Origin of the sequence: Methylobacter sp. BlB1 (assembly GCF_015476545.1) — a bacterium.
In the GTDB taxonomy this organism is placed as follows: Bacteria; Pseudomonadota; Gammaproteobacteria; order Methylococcales; family Methylomonadaceae; genus Methylobacter.
In genome coordinates this window covers 24,566-42,722 of the sequence record NZ_JADMKV010000039.1, presented here as the reverse complement: position 1 = coordinate 42,722, position 18,157 = coordinate 24,566, and the positions used below count along the sequence as shown (strand labels likewise).

At 54.7% G+C, this 18,157-nt stretch carries 20 protein-coding genes; 14 read left to right on the top strand and 6 right to left on the bottom strand.

Annotation, left to right across the window (positions count from 1 at the left end; translation table 11 throughout):
* Positions 1–64: 64 nt before the first annotated feature.
* Both IT781_RS14580 and IT781_RS14575 read right to left on the bottom strand, forming a co-directional pair.
* On the bottom strand, positions 65–1,144 hold the full coding sequence (locus tag IT781_RS14580) for a Fic family protein (RefSeq protein ID WP_194970900.1): 1,080 nt from the start codon (positions 1,142–1,144) through the stop codon (positions 65–67).
* Positions 1,145–1,521: 377 nt separating this feature from the next.
* Entirely contained in the window at positions 1,522–2,178 is a 657-nt protein-coding gene (locus tag IT781_RS14575) for a response regulator transcription factor (protein ID WP_194970899.1), read from the bottom strand.
* A 329-nt stretch (positions 2,179–2,507) separates the two neighbouring features.
* On the opposite strand from IT781_RS14575, the gene IT781_RS14570 reads away from it, so the two are divergent.
* The 13 genes from IT781_RS14570 (at position 2,508) to IT781_RS14510 (ending at position 14,080) form a co-directional block, all read left to right on the top strand.
* Positions 2,508–4,319 carry a methanol/ethanol family PQQ-dependent dehydrogenase gene (locus IT781_RS14570; RefSeq protein WP_305076259.1) on the top strand — a complete coding sequence of 604 codons (1,812 nt, stop codon included), beginning with the start codon at positions 2,508–2,510 and terminating at the stop codon, positions 4,317–4,319.
* 58 nt (positions 4,320–4,377) lie between these two features.
* Positions 4,378–5,232, top strand: coding sequence for a methanol oxidation system protein MoxJ (gene moxJ, locus IT781_RS14565; protein WP_228779167.1), 855 nt, complete (start codon positions 4,378–4,380; stop codon positions 5,230–5,232).
* A gap of 7 nt (positions 5,233–5,239) precedes the next feature.
* Positions 5,240–5,716 carry a cytochrome c(L), periplasmic gene (gene moxG / locus IT781_RS14560; protein WP_194970897.1) on the top strand — a complete coding sequence of 159 codons (477 nt, stop codon included), beginning with the start codon at positions 5,240–5,242 and terminating at the stop codon, positions 5,714–5,716.
* A gap of 199 nt (positions 5,717–5,915) precedes the next feature.
* Positions 5,916–6,200, top strand: coding sequence for a methanol dehydrogenase [cytochrome c] subunit (locus IT781_RS14555; RefSeq protein WP_027158517.1), 285 nt, complete (start codon positions 5,916–5,918; stop codon positions 6,198–6,200).
* 164 nt (positions 6,201–6,364) lie between these two features.
* Positions 6,365–7,381 (top strand): MoxR family ATPase, encoded by a 1,017-nt coding sequence (locus IT781_RS14550; RefSeq protein WP_194970896.1) that lies wholly within the window; start codon positions 6,365–6,367, stop codon positions 7,379–7,381.
* Positions 7,382–7,408: 27 nt separating this feature from the next.
* Entirely contained in the window at positions 7,409–8,038 is a 630-nt protein-coding gene (locus IT781_RS14545; protein ID WP_194970895.1) for an MxaP protein, read from the top strand.
* A gap of 5 nt (positions 8,039–8,043) precedes the next feature.
* Positions 8,044–8,898: a DUF58 domain-containing protein gene (locus IT781_RS14540; RefSeq protein ID WP_194970894.1), complete on the top strand. Its 855-nt coding sequence runs from the start codon at positions 8,044–8,046 to the stop codon at positions 8,896–8,898.
* The gene (locus tag IT781_RS14535; RefSeq protein WP_194970893.1) at positions 8,895–9,785 is read left to right on the top strand and encodes a nonribosomal peptide synthetase MxaA; all 891 of its coding nucleotides are present in this window, start codon (positions 8,895–8,897) and stop codon (positions 9,783–9,785) included. The genes IT781_RS14540 and IT781_RS14535 overlap by 4 nt, the downstream gene beginning before the upstream one ends.
* Positions 9,782–10,762 (top strand): vWA domain-containing protein, encoded by a 981-nt coding sequence (locus IT781_RS14530; RefSeq protein ID WP_194970892.1) that lies wholly within the window; start codon positions 9,782–9,784, stop codon positions 10,760–10,762. Before IT781_RS14535 ends, IT781_RS14530 begins: the two co-directional genes overlap by 4 nt.
* Complete coding sequence (locus IT781_RS14525; RefSeq protein WP_194970891.1) at positions 10,759–11,319, top strand: MxaK protein; 561 nt, start codon at positions 10,759–10,761, stop codon at positions 11,317–11,319. The genes IT781_RS14530 and IT781_RS14525 overlap by 4 nt, the downstream gene beginning before the upstream one ends.
* The gene (locus IT781_RS14520; protein WP_194970890.1) at positions 11,319–12,290 is read left to right on the top strand and encodes a vWA domain-containing protein; all 972 of its coding nucleotides are present in this window, start codon (positions 11,319–11,321) and stop codon (positions 12,288–12,290) included. Before IT781_RS14525 ends, IT781_RS14520 begins: the two co-directional genes overlap by 1 nt.
* 2 nt (positions 12,291–12,292) lie before the next feature.
* Positions 12,293–12,718, top strand: a complete 426-nt coding sequence (locus tag IT781_RS14515) for a hypothetical protein (RefSeq protein ID WP_194970889.1) — start codon at positions 12,293–12,295, stop codon at positions 12,716–12,718.
* 288 nt (positions 12,719–13,006) lie between these two features.
* Entirely contained in the window at positions 13,007–14,080 is a 1,074-nt protein-coding gene (locus tag IT781_RS14510; protein WP_194970888.1) for a class I SAM-dependent methyltransferase, read from the top strand.
* A 310-nt stretch (positions 14,081–14,390) separates the two neighbouring features.
* Here IT781_RS14510 and IT781_RS14505 read toward each other — a convergent pair whose 3' ends face one another.
* The 3 genes from IT781_RS14505 to IT781_RS14495 form a co-directional block, all read right to left on the bottom strand.
* Positions 14,391–15,296: a G8 domain-containing protein gene (locus IT781_RS14505; protein ID WP_194970887.1), complete on the bottom strand. Its 906-nt coding sequence runs from the start codon at positions 15,294–15,296 to the stop codon at positions 14,391–14,393.
* A 388-nt stretch (positions 15,297–15,684) separates the two neighbouring features.
* Positions 15,685–15,990 carry a hypothetical protein gene (locus IT781_RS14500; protein WP_194970886.1) on the bottom strand — a complete coding sequence of 102 codons (306 nt, stop codon included), beginning with the start codon at positions 15,988–15,990 and terminating at the stop codon, positions 15,685–15,687.
* Complete coding sequence (locus IT781_RS14495; protein WP_194970885.1) at positions 15,944–16,240, bottom strand: hypothetical protein; 297 nt, start codon at positions 16,238–16,240, stop codon at positions 15,944–15,946. The genes IT781_RS14500 and IT781_RS14495 overlap by 47 nt, the downstream gene beginning before the upstream one ends.
* A gap of 609 nt (positions 16,241–16,849) precedes the next feature.
* Between IT781_RS14495 and IT781_RS14490 the strand changes: the two genes are divergently transcribed.
* Positions 16,850–17,476: a hypothetical protein gene (locus IT781_RS14490; RefSeq protein WP_194970884.1), complete on the top strand. Its 627-nt coding sequence runs from the start codon at positions 16,850–16,852 to the stop codon at positions 17,474–17,476.
* 9 nt (positions 17,477–17,485) lie between these two features.
* Here IT781_RS14490 and IT781_RS14485 read toward each other — a convergent pair whose 3' ends face one another.
* A complete protein-coding gene (locus tag IT781_RS14485) occupies positions 17,486–17,704 on the bottom strand; it encodes a hypothetical protein (RefSeq protein WP_194970883.1) in 219 nt (72 codons plus the stop codon).
* Positions 17,705–18,157 lie beyond the last annotated feature (453 nt).

The window sequence follows — 18,157 nt, the reverse complement described above, 5'->3', positions numbered from 1 at the left end:
CTTTGGCACATCGTGATGCCGCAGGGAAGAGGAGGAGTCCATACCATTATCCTATCGGGCTTGATTACGCTATATCAAAATATCCAGGCCAAAGCCGTTTTTCATTATCCAGCTTCACTAGCCCCAGTTCTCGTAGCGTGGTTAAATCCCGCTGCTTGGTTTTATCAGTCCGGTTTTCATACAGCGCCATATACCAGGGCGCTTGCCGTAAGTCTGATAACGGAATCGGTCCCGTATTCAAGACCTGGCTGACAATGGCGTATTGCCGAGCGTTAATTTTTTTCTGGTCATGCCGGCGCTTGATTTCTATTTCAAACAGCAAGATGTTAATGAGATTATTGGCTCGGTCATGCAATTTATTCAGGCTGATCAGCATGCCTTGCAGAAAAAATTCCACAAAGGCGGTATTGGGAGAAGGGCATTTTTTCATGGCCTGTTTGCGACACAGATTGAATAGGGTGAAGTATTTGTCTATGTTTTCAAAATAATAGTGCGCCAGAGCAAAGGGCGCGTACTTAAAGCCTTCCGCTTGGAGCAGCGTGGCTTCCAGCACGCGGCCGACACGGCCATTGCCGTCCCAGAAGGGGTGAATCAATTCATAATATAAGTGGACTAAAGGCGCCCGAATCAGCGCGGGAATCTGCTGGTCCTTCAGTTGCTGGTGCCAGTCCACCAGGGCTTCCAACAGCTTGATAATATCCTTGCCGTATTGAGGCGGTTTATAACGTCCACCATGTGCCGGATCACCGACATAAGTGGTGATTGATTTTGAATTATCGCGCAAAACCCCAGCTTGGTTGCGCTCATGAGGTAATTGGTCGGTTATGGCGGCATGCATGGTTTTAATAAATTCCACATCCAACTGCCAGTTGGGATCAGATGCCGCCTGACGGCTTAATTGATAAGCCTGTTTAAGGTTAAGGACCCGGCGTTGTTCGATGTCCTGAATTTTCGATGGATCGAGTTCCAGTGCTGATTGTGTTTCGGTCTTACTCAGTGCGCCGCCTTCAATACTGTTGGTGCCGTAAACACTGCTGACGATGACTTCTTTTTCCAAATGATTGGCAATGGGCGACAATGGTGAGGTGTGAAAGCGCTGATGGGCATCATTCACCCGCAATAAAAGCGTTTCCAAAGTTTGCATGTTACAGCCTATTTGCAAATCAAACGGCCCGAAACGGTCAGTTTCTATGCGAACTGGATGTTCCTCATATTCCCCAAGGGAAAATATCACAATTTATGTCTCCGTTAATGTCCATTATTTTTTAGTTAAAAATTTTTATAATACAAAACGTTGTATTTATTTTTTATGTTTTATGTCTAAAAAAATGTCCAGATAGATATTCGTCCTGATTATAATTAGAGGCGGAGAGCGTGTCTATCAACGCGATAAGGTTGTTGTCTTTACAGGATGCTGCCGATGCCGTGAGGCGCATCCATCGCCTCGGAAGATAGCCCGGCATTTATATTGATCCGCTGGTTCGAATCCATCGAATTCGGCCGCAACAGGTACATCAACCCTCACTCCACCTCATGCTCCAAAATCCCCTGCCTGCCGGCCAGCAGGGTCAGTTCGGCGATCGTGGTCACGCCCAGTTTTTCCTTGATGGCCGTGCCGTGGTTGCAGACCGTCTTGTAGCTCAGGCAGAGTTTTTCGGCGGCCTTGTGCGTGTTGTAGCCCCGTGCCAGCAGGCAGAAGACATCGAATTCCCGAGGCGACAGCAATCTGAGCTTTTCCGATTCGTCATGGCCCGTCCCCATCGTGATCGCCAGCTGCTGCGCCAGCTCCGGGTCCACATACGTGCCGCCGCCGGCAATTTTACAGACCGCCGTCACCAGCGTCTCGGGCATGCTGTTTTTGGTGATATAGCCCTTGGCGCCGGCCTTGATGGCGCGCGAAGCATAGGTCAGCGCGTCATGAATGCTGAACACCAGTATCTTGCAGTTCGGCTCCCGGCTGAGCAGCCGCCTGATGGTTTCAAAACCGCCGATGCCTGGCATCGACAGATCCAGCACCACGATATCCGGCTGGTACTGGCTGAAAAGCTGACAGGCTGTTTCGCCCCGATCGGCTTCATAAATTTTCCCGATGTTATCGGATAACGCCAGATAGGTCTTGTAGCCTGCCCGGACGACGGCATGGTCGTCCACCAATAATACATCGATCTTGCGTGACACTCAGTTACTCCCCTACAAATTAATTCATGATGCGTCGTTTTGACGGACAAGGCTATGGGAGCTTTTCCTTTTTATTGATGCGGATCAGATGGGGGAAAATTTCATGGGTATTTGATGCAATTTTCCCGGTCATTTCGGGGCTTATTCCGTAACCCGGGCACAGCCGCCTCCCGTATCATTCCCGTCCAGCATAGCCTTGCGCGCCGGTGAACCATTAGGCATTTCGTTTTGATCAAGAAAGCTGACTGCTGCAAGTTCTCACAAACAAACACCATCGGCGCGCATGGCTAGGCCTTATTAATCAGTGCATAAAATAACCTGGAGGAAATATGCGGATTTCGAAATTTGCTCGTCATGTGGGGACGACTACGGCGTTGATGTCGGGCATCCTGTTGGCGTTGTCGCAACCGGCGCAGGCCAATAAAGAGCTGGACAAGATGTCGCGCCAGAACACCAATTGGGTGATGCAGACCAAGGATTACGGTTCCACACATTACAGCGAGTTGTATGACATCAATATCACCAACGTCAAGAACCTGAAGCCAGCCTGGAGTTTTTCAACCGGCGTGCTGAACGGCCACGAAGGCGGGCCTTTGGTCGTTGACGGCATCATGTATGTTCATACGCCTTATCCAAACAACGTTTTCGCCATCGACCTGAACAATCCCGACAAAATCCTGTGGGAGTTCAAGCCCAAGCAGAATCCGGCAGCCCGTGCGGTAGCCTGTTGCGACGTGGTCAACCGCGGTCTGGCTTATGCGCCGCAGGGCAAGGATTATCCCGCAACGATTTTCCTGAACCAGCTTGACGGCCATATCGTCGCGCTGAACGCGAAAACCGGCGAACAGCTGTGGAAAATGGAGAACTCCGATATCGCGATGGGCTCGACACTGACCGTCGCGCCGTTTGTCGCCGAGGACAAGGTCATCGTCGGCACGTCCGGCGCCGAACTGGGCGTCAGGGGCTATGCGACTGCCTATAACATCAAGGACGGCAAACAGGCTTGGCGCGTTTACGCGACCGGTCCCGATGAAGACATCAAATTGTCGAAAGACTTCAACAAGGCCAACCCGCATTACGGCCAGTTCGGCCTGGGTCTGAAAACCTGGGAAGGCGACGCCTGGAAAATCGGCGGCGGCACCAACTGGGGCTGGTACGCCTATGATCCCGACCTGAGAATGCTCTACTACGGATCAGGCAACCCGGCGCCATGGAACGAAACCATGCGTCCCGGCGACAACAAGTGGACCATGACCATCTGGGGGCGCGACATCGATAGCGGCGAAGCGAAATTCGGCTATCAGAAAACGCCTCATGACGAGTGGGATTACGCCGGCGTCAACTACATGGGTCTGTCCGAGCAGATGGTCAACGGCAAAATGACCAAGTTGCTGACCCATCCTGACCGCAACGGACTGGTTTATACCCTGAACCGTGAAAACGGCGATCTGGTCAACGCCTTTAAAATCGACAACACCGTCAACTGGGTCAAGCACGTGGACCTGAAAACGGGTCTGCCGGTACGTGACCCCGAGTATTCGACGCACATGGATCATGAAGCCAAAGGCATCTGTCCTTCGGCCATGGGCTATCACAACCAGGGCATCGAGTCCTACGACCCGACCAAGCAACTGTTCTTCATGGGCGTGAACCACATCTGCATGGACTGGGAACCGTTCATGCTGCCTTACCGCGCCGGCCAGTTCTTCGTCGGCGCTACCTTGAACATGTATCCGGGACCTAAAGGCACCTTGGGCCAGGTCAAGGCCATGAATGCGGTCACCGGCGAATTCGAATGGGAAGTCCAGGAAAAATTCGCGGTCTGGGGCGGCACCACGGCAACGGCGGGCGACCTCGTGTTCTACGGCACGCTGGACGGCTACATCAAGGCGCTCAACTCCAGAACCGGCGAAGAGCTGTGGAAATTCAAGCTGCCTTCCGGCGTGATCGGCCATCCGATTACCTATAAACACGACGGCAAGCAGTATGTCGCGATTTACTACGGCGTAGGCGGCTGGCCCGGCGTCGGTCTGGTCTTCGACCTGAAAGATCCGACAGCCGGCCTCGGTGCGGTCGGTGCGTTCAAGGAACTGGCGCACTACACCCAGATGGGCGGCGGCGTCATGGTGTTCTCGCTTTAAGTATCTGAAAACGTAGGGCGGGCGGATGATTTCCGCCCGCCATTGCCACGAGGACAATATGCGATTCAAAGCAACAATTTTAACTGCTCTATCTATGGCGCTGGGTGTTGCGGCATCCGGCGCTTTCGCTCAGGAACCGTTGAAAGTCTGCGCCGCGGAAGACGAAATGCCGTACTCCAATAAAAAAGGGGAAGGCTTCGAGAACAAGCTGGCGCAACTGGTCGGCGAGGAACTGGGCCGGAAAGTCGAATACGTGACCTGGACCGATCCGCGCTTCTACTTGCGCGATTACCTGGACAAAGGGCTTTGCGACGTTTCCATCGGCATGGATGCCGGCGATCCGCGGGTACTGACCACGCGGCCTTATTACCGCTCCGGCTACGTGTTCATCACGCGCCAGAACGACAATCTGGACCTGCAGAACTGGGACAGCGAAATCCTGCGCAAGGCTGAACGCATCGCCTATGTGCCGGGTTCGCCGGCTGAAGTCATGATGCGTGCCATCGGTCGCTACAACGACATGTTCAATTACGAGCAGGAACTGGTGGGCTACAAGTCCCGGCGCAACCAGTACGTCAAGTACGACAACGCCAAACTGGTTTCCGAGGTCGCATCGGGCCGTGCTGAAGTCGCCGTGCTGTGGGGGCCGGCCAGCGCCCGTTATGTCAAGGAGTCGGCAACGTCGCTGAAGGTGACAGTGATCCCTGACAACAATACGCGCGCCGACGGCGAGAAGGTAGGCTTTCACTACAGCACCTCCATGGGCGTGCGCAAAGGCGACGAAGCCCTGCTGGCGCAGTTGAATCAGGTTATCGAAAAACGACAACAGGATATAAGGCAGATTCTCGAAGCAGAAGGGATTCCCCTGCTGCCCGAACCGGAACCCGCTTTAGCCATGAAGAAACAGGATTAACAACAAAATGAAATATAACAATTTAACAGCCGCCGTACTCGCGACCCTGGCTTTGTCCAGCCCTATCGCACAGGCGGACATCACGCTGCACCATGCCATCACCGGCGAAGTGCTGGACATGAGCGTCGCCAAGTCCGGCGGACACACGGATGCGTTCAAGCAATTCATGCAGACCGGCAAAAACCCTTATAACAGCGATAAGGAAGCCGTCGAGAAGGGTAAAAGCCTTTACATGACGGGCTGCTCCGGCTGCCACGGTCATGAAGCGGAAGGCAAGTTGGGTCCCGGTCTGGCGGACGACTACTGGACCTATCCGGCTAACGCCACCGACAAGGGCTTGTTCGAACTGCTGTTCGGCGGCGCCAACGGCATGATGGGACCGCAATACGTCAACTTCAGCACCGATGAGATGCTGCATATCATGGCCTTTTTACGGGACATCTACAAAGGCGACCCGAAAAAAGCCAAATGGTTGAAAGACTGACGTTACGGCATCTCCGTTATCTATCCCGTTTGCCGCGCCGGGCGCCGCCGCTTTTAACCGGGGTAGGCTGGGTTGATAAACCCAGCATTCGAAGCCGCCCATGCCGGGTTTCCGCTAAAGCTCCAACCCAGCCTACACGTGCTGTAGGGTACGCATTGCGTACCTTTTCAGCTAAGCACTAAATAACGAGGACACGACAATGAAAAAATTACTTTTACTCGGCTTCGCAAGTCTTATGGCCACGCTGTCATTTTCCGCATCGGCTTATGACGGCACCAACTGCAAGGAGCCCGGCGTATGCTGGGAACCCAAACCGGGCTATCCGGAAAAGGTCGCGGGCAGCAAGTACGACCCGAAACACGATCCCAACGAATTGAATAAACAAGCGCAGTCCATCAAGGAAATGGAGGCCCGAAATGAAAAGCGCTGGGAGCACTTGAGCAAAACCGGCAAGTTTGTTTATGACGTAGAGGAAATCAATTAAGGATTTCCATAGGGACAGGCATGTGGCCCCCTGTATGTCTGTTCTGCACCGAAGCCTGGAGCAATAGGCTTTGCTCCAGGCTTCATTCCTCATGAATTTTTGATACTTAAACCATGCTTACTCCGTTAAGACCTCCCCTTAACGGAGCTTTTTTATAGCCAAACATGACAGACAACCAGCTCAACGACTGGCGCGCCAAGGCGCTGCAGTTCGAACAACAGATCAACGGAATCGTGATCGGCCAGCTCTCCGTGGTCCGCAATATCGTCCTTGCCGTGTTCGCGCGCGGCCATGTATTGCTGGAAGGCCAGGTCGGCGTCGGCAAGACGACGCTGCTGCGCGCCATCGCCCATGGCCTGGGCGGCGAATATCAACGTGTCGAAGGCACGATCGACCTGATACCCGCTGATCTCGTCTACTACACCTATCTGGACGAGGCCGGCAAGCCGCGCGTCGATCCGGGACCGTTGCTGAAACAGGGCAGCAGGCTGGCGACCTTCTTTTTCAACGAGATCAACCGCGCCCGTCCGCAGGTGCATTCGCTGCTGCTTCGGGCCATGGCCGAGCGCAGCATCAACGCCTTCAACCGCGATTACGAATTCCCGCACATGCAGGTGTTCGCCGACAGGAACCGCGTGGAGAAAGAGGAAACCTTCGAACTGCCGGCCGCCGCAAGAGACCGCTTCATGTTCGAGATCGGCATGGCGACGCCGACGGACGATGCGGTGCTGGACGAACTGATGTTCAATCAGCGCTTCCACGATGTCGACCGGCTGATTGCCGGCATGGAAACCGGCGGCATCGCTTATTACGAACTCAACGATCTGGCGGTCATGCTGCAAGAGAGCATACACGGTACGCCGAAACTGCGCGCCTATGCCCTGGCGTTGTGGAAAGCCTCGCATTATCCGCAGGACTACGGGATCGAATTGTCCGACGTGGACATGAGCGCGCTGCTGCAGGCCGGCGCCAGTCCGCGCGGCATGAGCTATTTCATCCGGGCCGCCAAGGTTCGCGCCTGGCTGGAAGGGCGCAATTCCCTGCTGCCCGAGGACCTGCAGGCGGTTTATCCTGTCACGATGGCTCATCGCATTTTTTTAAGCCCGATGTACGCCTACCGGAAGGATGAACTGATGCCCGAATTGATCAATGGCATTCTTAACCAGATTGCTGCGCCGTAACAGCGATATTTATTCAGGTAGCAACCCATGAGCGTTAAAAAATACTTTGATTTAATCAAACCCAAAACGGAACCCGGCGATTTGGCCGAGCAGTACCTGACCTGGGCCGGCGTCAGTTTTATCTGCTTTTTTATTGCCGACGGCTTTGACCATCTGGCGGAAGCGTCTTACGCGGCCTATTACACGGGCGCCATTAACGAGGCCGTCAGCACCAAATTCTGGGTGCTGTTGGGCGCGACCGGACTGCTGCTGTTCTGCATGGCGCTGCCTGCCGTCTACCTGGCGCGCCGGCTGCCCGCACTCATTCAGGTATCGCATTACTTGCGCCGCATCGCGCAGGCATTCTGCTTGATCGCTTTCAAAATCGGCGCTTTGATATTAGGCATATGGACTGCGCATTTCCTGCACTTCAGCGACAAGGACCACATGCTCGCCTCGAAATCGTTGCTGATCGACGATATCGGTTTTTTCTCCATACTCGCGCTCGGTATTTTAAACACACTGTACTGGCTGATCGGGGAGGGGATTTACAACCGCGGCGACCGCGGCTATTCGGGCCTGGTCGGACTGATCCTGGATTGGCCCGTCAAGTACAGCCTGCCCGCCTACACCGTCTTCACCGGCGCCGTCATGTATCTAATAGCGAGCCAGCAGTAAACGCCATGACAACCGCTCCCGAAACCTTCCGCTACCGGCTGGCAAGTCCCGCAGGCAGTGTTTTTCCCGGCGCGCATCCGGGACAGATGGTCAGCAGCGGCCAGCTGTTCAAACGCCATGAACCGCTGATCGCGGCGCCCGATCCCCGGCGCATCGATCTGCGCGCCAGCGTGCTGGACCCGTTCGGCGGTTACCAGGTGCGCGTCTACCAGCAGAAAAGCACGCTCGATGTATACTTGATCGCCGACCTGTCCGCGTCGATGTCGTTTTCCGGCAGCTTGAACAAACAGCGGATACTGATCGATTTTCTATTGTCGGCCGCCAGCTCGGCTTTCAGTTACGGCGACAGCTTCGGTTTTATCGGCTGCGGACGGCAGCTGGAACAGCGCTGGCTGCTGCCGGGCTGCCGGCAAATGGGACGCGTCCGGGCGCTGGCGAAAAATCTGGAAAATCATGTTCCGGCACAAGGCTGCGAAAGCCTGCCGCAAACAGCGCGCTTGCTGCCCGCGAGCCGGGCGCTGGTGTTTCTGCTGTCCGATTTCCATTTCGGCACGGACCGGCTCAAAACACTCATGCACGGACTCAACCGGCACGACGTGATTCCGCTGGTGCTGTGGGACAGTGCCGAATACTGCGATCTGCCGGCATGGGGGCTGATCAGGTACCGGGACATGGAAAACGGCGCGACGCGAACCCTGTTCATGCGCCCGGCGTTGCGGCAGAAAATCGTCCGGGCTTTCGAGCAGCGCCGGCGGCAGCTGCAGCAGGCATTCCGCGCCTTCGGGGCCGAGCCTTTGTTCATAGACGGGCATTACAAAGCCGAACACATCGATCATTATTTTCAACAGAGGGCTGCATGAGAACCCTATTGACCGGCATCCTGCTGGCGCTGACGCTGCTCAGCTGCTCGGACAGGCCGGCCGACAGCGATGTCGAACTGCTCGCGCCACGGCCGTTCGGCTATGTCATCGGCGACGAGATTCAGCACCGCATCCGGGTCGAAACCCGCAACGGAGTCAAGCTGCAAGCCGGCAGCCTGCCCAAGCCGGGGACGCTCAACCGCTGGCTGAATCTCAATGACATCAAGGTCGAAGAAAGCCGGGCCGGCGGCGGTTTTCGTTACACGATCGACCTGACCTATCAGGTCTTCTATGCTCCTAATGAAGTCAAAATGCTGACCATTCCGGGCTTCAATCTGGCGCTCGGGCAGGGCGACAAGATCGCCGAACAGGCCGTGCCGGCTTGGCCTTTTACCCTGTCGCCCCTGCGCGAGCTGGCGGTAAGGCTGGACGACACCGGCGAATACAAACGCCCCGACGCCATGCCGCCCGCACTGCGGACCGACGGTCCGGTGCTCGGCCTGCTCATCGCCGGCCTGATCGTCTTGGCTAGCGGTGCGGGTCTGGCCTATCTGTACGGTTATCTGCCGGGCCTGCCGCGGCGCAGCCTCTTCAAGCGCGCCGGACGGAAACTGGCGCGCCTGTCCGGCCAGGAACTGGAGCAGGGCCTGACGGTGTTCCATGAGGCCCTGAACGCGCTGAACCGCCAGCCGCTGTTCAAGCACAAGCTGGCCGGGTTTTACCGGCAGCATCCGCAGTACCGGCAACTCGGCGAGCAGCTGGACTGGTTCTTCAACTGCTCCAACCGCTATTTCTTCGCCGGCGAGGCCGAACCCGGTGCGGAAGCCCTGGGCCGGCTCAGAAAACTCTGCGCAGCCTGCCGCGAGATCGAACGGGGCAGCAAATGAATTTTGCCGTCGAAACGCCGTGGGCCTTGGCGGGCCTGCTGTTCATGCTGTGGCCCCTGTTCGATGACGGGGTGCGGCACAGCCCTTATCCGTGGCTGGCGATGCTGCCGCCCGATGCCTTTTCCACCGGGCTGACCATTTTGCTGCGCATACTCGGCATGGCGACGATCGCAGCGCTGGTGCTGGGTCTGGCCGGCCTGCACCGGACCGAGCAAAGCATCGAACGCATCGGCCACGGCGCCAACATCGTTTTGCTGTTGGACCGCAGCAACAGCATGGACAATACCTTCGCCGGCAAGGCGCCGGATAGCGCGGAAGAATCCAAGGCCGCGGCGGCGCGGCGCCTGCTGACCGAATTCGTCGCCGGGCGCCCGCACGACATGCTCGGCATCGCCGAATACAGCACCTCGCCGCTGTTCGTGCTGCCGCTGACGGAAAACAAACAGGCGATCCAGGCGGCCATCAACGCCACCGCCGCGCCCGCGCTCGCCTATACCAATATCAGCAAGGGCCTGGCCATGGCCATGTCCTTTTTCGGCGACCGGGAGCTGACCGGCTCACGCATCGTGCTGCTGGTGTCCGACGGGGCGGCGGCCATCGACCCGGACAGCGAACTGCAGCTTCGGCAATGGTTCAAGCAGCAGCAGATCCGCCTGTACTGGATTTTTCTGCGCACGGCCAACAGCCCCGGCATTTACGAGCGGCCGGCCGACTCGCGCAATGACAACGCCGATGCGATGCCGGAACGCTATCTGCATTTATTCTTCACCAGCCTGAACATTCCCTATCAGGCGTATGAAGCGGAAAGCCCTGATGCCCTGCAGAAAGCCATTGCCGACATTGACCGGCTGGAGCATCTGCCCCGGCATTATCGCGAACGCATCCCCAGACAGGATTTGTCGGCGCTCTGTTACCAGTGGGCCGCCGGGCTGATGCTGGTGTTGCTGGCTTTGAAATTGTGTGAGGTAAGAAGGTGACAAGAACCTTGAGAAACGCCGCGCTGTGGGGCGTGCTGGCGGCGAGCAGCTTCGCCGTCTTTTATGAACTGTGGGCACTGTACCGGATCGACCGCGAGAACGCCTGGATGGAGCAGCTGGCTTCGGGCCATGATATCGATATTGGAAAACTGGTCAGCGCCAAGCCGGAAGTCAGGCTGGCGAGAGCGGTTTACTTCAAGAGCAAACACCGTTACGACGAGGCCCTGGCGACGCTGAGCCTGATCATGGACGCGGGCGACCGTGCGCTGCAGGCCAAAATCCGCTACAACCTCGGTAACGTCTATCTGGAGCAGGCGGTCGAACAGGCCGAAGCCAAAAATTTCAATGAAGCCCTGCCGCTGGCGGGGCTGGCGAAACAGGCCTACCGACAGGCGCTGGCGTTGGACAGCCGATTCTGGGATGCCAAATACAACCTCGAGGTCGCCATGCGCCTGCTGCCGGAAATGGATCGGGTCAACATCAAGGACGACAGTCCCGACAATCGTAAATCGCAGCCGTGGACGACCGTGCCGGGCTTTCCCAGAGGCCTGCCTTGATGAGCTTTTCCGGCGTGCACAAGGATTACCGCTTCTGGTGCCTGGTCCTGGCGCTGGCCGCTATGCTGGCGCTGTTCGCGCATCCCCGTGAGCGGCAGAAGCAATCTGTCTACAATCTGACCTTCATCGTCGATGTTACCCGCAGTATGAACGCGCAGGACTACCGGCTGGACGACAGCCCCGTCAGCCGCCTGCAGTATGTCAAGCAGACGCTGCGCGAATTGCTGCCGAAGCTGCCGTGCCAGTCGAAAGTCGGCCTGGGCATATTTACCGAGCGGCGCTCGACCCTGCTGTTCGAGCCGATCGAAGTCTGCTCGGGCTTTGCCGAGCTGGACGCCGTCATCACTGAACTGGACTGGCGCATAGCCTGGGCGGCGGACAGTCGGATCGCCGGCGGTCTGCTCAGCGCGCTGGAAATCCTGCAAAACAGCGATTCCAAAGTGGTGTTTGTGACCGACGGCCAGGAAGCCCCGCCCGTCAATCCGCGCTATCGCAGCGATTTTTCCGCTATCAAGGGTAAGCTGGACGGCATGATTCTCGGCGTTGGCGGCCTGCAGCCCGTACCCATCCCGAAATTCAACGGCAAAGGCGAAGCCGATGGATTCTACAGCGCCGAGGATGTGCCGCACCGCTCCTCGTTCGGCGAATCCAATCTCAATCCCGAAAAAATCGAAGGCTACGACGCCCGCAACGCGCCGTTCGGCCGGGAGGCGGCGACGGGCAGCGAACACCTGGCTTCCCTGCGCGAGCCGTATCTGCAGCAGCTGGCGTCGGAGGCGGGCCTGCGCTATCACCGGCTGACCGATATCGATGCCTTGAACGAGGCCCTGCAAACGCCCGATTTCGCCGTGCAGAAGCCGGTGGACGCCGATGTGCGCTGGAAAGCGGCCGTCGCGGCGCTGGCGCTGCTGCTGCCGATTTACGGCGGCCTGTTCAAACGATACTTAAATAGAGCAATAACCAGAGTTTGACTATGCAAAACTTAAAAAAGACCTTCACGTTTTCATCACGAGTGCTCCTGCTTGCCGCTGCCCTGATCGGCAGCCCGGCCTGTTTTTCGGAGCCGAAAAAAGAAGATATCCCCAATCTGGTCGGTGTCTGGACCGGAGAAAACACTACTTATTCAGAGCAGAAGGGGCATTCAAGCTGGGCCAAGACTGTCGAGATTTCCGAGCAGAAAGGGCGCATATTCAAAGGACACTTCACTTTTTCGGGGGGAACCAAGCACTTTTTCGGGGCTATTTATCCTGACAACGCCTCGTTTACCTGGGTTGGCGCAGACAGCAAGGGCTACAATCATGGCCGTATTTTCAGCAAGGATCATGTCAGCGCCTGTTATGTTGAGTCCGGGGCGGAAGCCACTGTTGGTTGTGCCGATCTGGTAAGGAAAAAGCCATGAAACTTCAATCAAGCTGATGATCGGCCGGTAACATATCAGCTTAAGCCACTAGGCAGGACGGGTTAGGAAAGTGTAGATATGGCAATAGTCAGGCTGAGTCTGGCTGAAAAAATTACTCGAACGATGCGCTTCGTGCCTCAGCGCATCCCATAGCCCTTCTTGCATAAACCGCAAGGATGTGGTTTATGCCGATATTGCGGGAGCAAATATCTGCCCTTGCAGCATGACCTCCACCATTCACTAACACCAAAAGTTCTTACAACGTATTTATAAACAGAGACAAAAGAGATGGCAATACGCTTAACAGATATCAATGAGAGCAAGCTGGAACAGCTGCAGGGTAAAGTGATTGGCGACGTAGCCGGATCATTGGGCTTGCTGATAGCCTATATCGGCGACAAACTTGACCTGTACAGCGCTTTGGCCGAGATCAGTCCGGCAACCAGCCAGGAACTGGCCGACAGCACTGGAATGGACGAACGCTATCTTCGGGAATGGCTTTCTGCCAATGCGGCGGCAGGGTATGTGAATTACGATTCCGCTGCCGGCAGATTTTCATTGTCGCCCGAGCAAGCCGTCGTTTTTGCTGCCGAGGGGCATCCGGCCTGCATGCAAGGCTTCTTCCAGGCAGTCATGTCCGCTTATATCGATGAACCCAAACTGACTGAAGTTTTTCGCTCCGGCAAAGGGTTGCCCTGGAGCGATCATAGCCCATGTTTGTTCTGCGGCACCGAGCGTTTTTTCCGGCCGATGTATGCCATGAATCTGATCGATTCATGGCTGCCGGCACTTGATGGCGTCCGAGAAAAACTCGAAGCTGGCGCCAAAGTTGCCGATGTCGGCTGCGGGCATGGTTCCTCGACCATCCTTATGGCTCAGGCATTCCCTAATTCGACTTTTCATGGCTTTGACTATCACGAACCGTCGATCGAACACGCGCGGGAGCGGGCTCGAGCCGCAGGTGTCGCCGGCAATACGATTTTCGAAGTCGTGGCGGCGAAAGAGTATCCCGGGAAAAACTACGATCTTGTGACGATGTTCGATGCTCTGCACGATATGGGCGATCCCGTTGGCGCGGCCAAGCATATTGCAAGCACGTTGTCTGATAGCGGAACATTTATGCTGGTCGAGCCTTTTGCCGGAGATAGTCTGGAAGAAAACCTCCATCCTTTAGGCCAGATTTATTATTCGTTTTCAACGATGGTTTGCGTGCCCGCCTCCAAGTCTCAGGAGGTCGGACTTGGGTTGGGCGCCCAGGCCGGTCAAAAAAGGCTCACCGAAGTGCTCAATGCGGGAGGCTTCAGCCAGATAAGGCGCGCTGCAGAGACACCAACCAATCTGGTGCTTGAGGCTAAAGTTTAGCTGCCTGTATAGATATTGCTATTGTCGCCGGCAAATTCGATCATCAGACAACAAATTCGCCGCTAACCGATGGTGCCAGTTTTCAGGGTTACTGGCCAAATTCGGCGATGGCGAGAGGGATAAATCCATCGCCATCGCCGCTGCTGCGCATCAATGTATCCTGACTGGCTTCTTTGTACGCATCTTGTATTCATATAACTTCCGAGCGTGATGAGGAACTCACCCCATCCTGCAAACGCCAGAAGCCTCATAGTTGCGAGCATAACCGCGCTTGCATAAGTGCGAAGCCGAAGAAGCCTATACGCGCTTCTTAACGGGCAGCGGCTTCGCGCACTTTCTGTATTGCAGGCAATAGCAGGCAGGCTTCAGGTGACGTATCTTTGGCGGACAATACCACGTCATTGCCATCGCCTCCCAGGTAGGAAATGTAGAGACCAACGTTGTCATCCGTGCAGCCGGCCAGTGCGCCTTCGGGCAGACCGCGGAACTGGTCGACCAGCCGACGGTTAGCCGTAATGATCTGGAAACTGTCGCCGTCTGCCGGTCTGAAGCCGTAGTGTAGCGACAAGAGCAGGCCGGGAGGCAGTTGCCCGATGAGGCCGGTAAGGTCCTGGCTGCTGTTCAGCACGACTAAATCCGCTGTCAGGGTGGCGTAATGGCCTGCGCCGTTTTGCACCCGGACAGACCCGTCAGCCCCGGTAGTCAGGCTTGCGGGTTCGAGTCCGCCCAGGCCGAACTGCAAGGTGGCGCTAGTCTTTAGAATCACATCGCGGTGGCTTTGGGTCGATGGATTGAGCAGCGTCCCGCTTTGGGCAAAACCAAAACCAGCCGCCGGATCGGAGGTTGCAGAGATGATGAGCGTATCGCCTTCCGAAGCGCTGCTGCGGTGGATAAGCTGCCCCTGGTCCTGCACGATCTCGTCGCGCGTGATGAGATGCGTGTCCGGCAAGGTTTCCAGGCGCGCTTTGCCGCGTATCGTGAGATCGCGGACCTGCACCGGCGTGCGTCCCAGGGCCGGATCAATCACCACGTTGTCATCGGCATCCAGCACCACGTCGTCCTCGGCGCCGGGCACGCGGCCGGAGCTCCAGTTGGTAGGATTGAACCAGTTGCCGTCGGTGCCGTTGAACAGAACGGCGCCGGCGCTGGTCGATTCTGCCTGGACCGGCAGAGATAATATTAAGGCAATGGTGGAAAAAGTTTTGGCGAGTTTCATGCCGGTACCTCTTGAAAATATTGATGGTAAACGTTCCGTCAGTGCTATTGATGCCGTCTTAAAGTTCAAACTGAAAGTCAGTATTTATAATATAGGGATGTAAGCCCGCAGGATTGGCATCTTGTAAAAATCCGGTCTTTCGGCAGCCTGATTCGGGATATTTTTTCTGCAATCGCAAAGTGGCGTCTTATCTCGCCGATTTAATTTTTCGCTATCAAAAAAAGAGCGAGAGAAATCAAGGCCCTCGCTCATTGGTAGACACCAGGCTTTAAACACCATGGGTAGAGATAATGAAGGAAGAAGCAAAAAAACTGCAAAAAATCGTTCCATACATCGTAATGCGAACCAATGCTATCGATGCTGGGCGTCAGCTATTTAATCCGTTCGGCTAAAACTGAATTTCGGGCAGCGGTCTGGCCAGGCCGTCGCCGTAGACGTCGTAAGTCACATCGGTGGTTTGCGAAACCTTGATTTGCATCCTGGCGAAACCCAAAGAACCCAGGCCGACTACCAGCTTTTTGTACGCGACACCGTCCAGCGCTTGTTTCTGGCTATCGAAGCCGAACCAGCCGGCGCCATACCGAACCTTGATTTGCGCCCCGACCGGCGCCTGGAAAAAAGCCGTGCCTTTGGCGTTCCAGAACGATTCAACGGTGCGCCAGTCGCCGCTGCTGATGTGTTTTCTTCTGACCATGAGATGCTCCTGTGTTGTATTTATATTTGTTTTTGATTCTCTGCGCGAAAATAAAGCTAATAAGCCCAAGTTGGTAAAAATGGCCACCAACTTGGGGAGCAAAGAAGAGCGCATACCTTTTCTTTAACAACGGGGTTATTTTGGCATCAGGCGTTTTTAAATTCAGTGAAAAATTAACGTTTTTTTTGTTACAAAATTCACTATTAACAATGATTAGCTTGCCGGATAATTCGCCTAGTTCGAGAGCCATGCGGCGGGAGCACGCGCAACGATTGCTTCCATTGGCTTTTGATCTTGATGTATATCTCGTCCATATGCCAACTCGTGCCGACTGGGCGTATCTTCCCTCTCCGGAAAACAGCCTTCAGATAGGGCGTGAACTTCAAGCCCCTGCGCTTAGATGTTGGAATGATCGAACGTTACGCCATCATCTCCTCCAGATTCCGGTAATTGAGCGGGTAAGCCGGATACACTCGGCGCAGAGCGCGATAATGTATTTTGTGCGGTGACCTTTGAGTCCGACCATGTGAGCATCCAGGCAGTGTTAATTGGGTATGATCACTAAAACCAATGCTTACCTGCTAACGCAATAGTCGTATGAATGCTCCAGAGGGGCATCGCGAGCCATTTTTAAAAAAATGGCTCGGGTGAATTAAATCTCTAAAGGGTAACCAACATACACACTAGACTAACGGATTGTCTGGGTAGATTGTTTGTGGTAGTCTTCTCGCGCCGAGCGCTATGCAAGTTGTTTAATTTTAAAACACAAATAATAGAAATAATTGAATTGTCGCAGGCAGTCTTCGCTCGGCAATTTCACATAACTAATCTACTTAAATTAAGGGAGTAAAAAAGGATCATGAAAACAAAAAAAACAAGGGTATTTTTAACGGCTTTGTTCGTAACAACTATTGGCCACGCAGCAGACACCACCTATGATCCGGCTACCGGCACGGTAACTATTCCGGAGGTGGCGGTTAACGGTAAGGTTGAGTTTGTCAATGTCAAATTGAAGGCCAATTCGGATGGTACATTCAGCATTCTTTCTACTGAAGCTCCCAAGGCTTCCCCTTCTACCAGCACTTATGATCCCGCTGCTAACACCGTAACTATTCCGTCGGTGGTGATTGGCGGCAAGGTTGAGCATACAAATGTCAAACTGGCGTTAAATCCAGATGGAACACTTAGTGTTCTTTCTACTGAAGCGCCTCCAGTTCCCGATAGTTTAAGTTGTTCCACTTATGTACCCGGAACTAATATTTGCGATGAGGGGAAGTATCCTACTTGCCTGGTTACTCTCTCTCAAGCAGCTCAGATCAAGGACGGGATGACCTATGATCAGGTTGTTGGAATTATAGGTTGTCATGGAGTTCTCGAGAATGTTGGTTCAGGGGGCTACACATCTTATCGTTGGGGTACTGATTCTGTATACTCTGCTGACGCGAGTTTTCTTGATGGTAAGCTTGCTCAATTCATACGTTTTTAATTTCCTACATTATGGATCTTGAGCTGTTGTCCAAAAATTCACGGCCATTTGAATAATATTCAAATACTCTGGCAAGAGCCAAATAACAGAAAGCCGCTTAAACAGCGGCTTTTTTATGGGCGACCCTTGATAGGGCGACTTTTGCTTGGTTATTTCCAGATGGAGTTTTAATGCTCGGATTAAAGCAGGCAGGCGCGTTAGTTGCCCGGATGCTGAAGAAGTCAGCATGGTCGAGGCGTTTCACTGCGTTCAACACATTCTATCCAGCTATGAAATACTACGAACAGTCGGATCGGATGGTTAACGCCATCGTTCATTGGCACGTTCTCAATTTCAAATGGGTTGACAGACGCTTTCCAGGCAACCGACATTATAGCCGTACTGTTCGCGATTGGATCGGCGCTGAATGCTTTTAACAGTATTGCGTAATATTTTCCAAAAACTCAGATGAATTAAACTTTCAAAAGGTAAGCGGCCTATATACTAGGCTAACGGATTGTATAAGCTGGTCATGTATAATAGTCTTACCGCGCCGAATGCCGTGCAAGCTATCCGCTTTTTTCAAGAACTCATAATAATACGAAGCTTTAGCTTACAGGCATTCTTCAGTTGCAATTGCAAGCAAATTTTTAAGAACTACATAACTGATCTACTGGGATTATGGGAGTAAAAGGACTATGA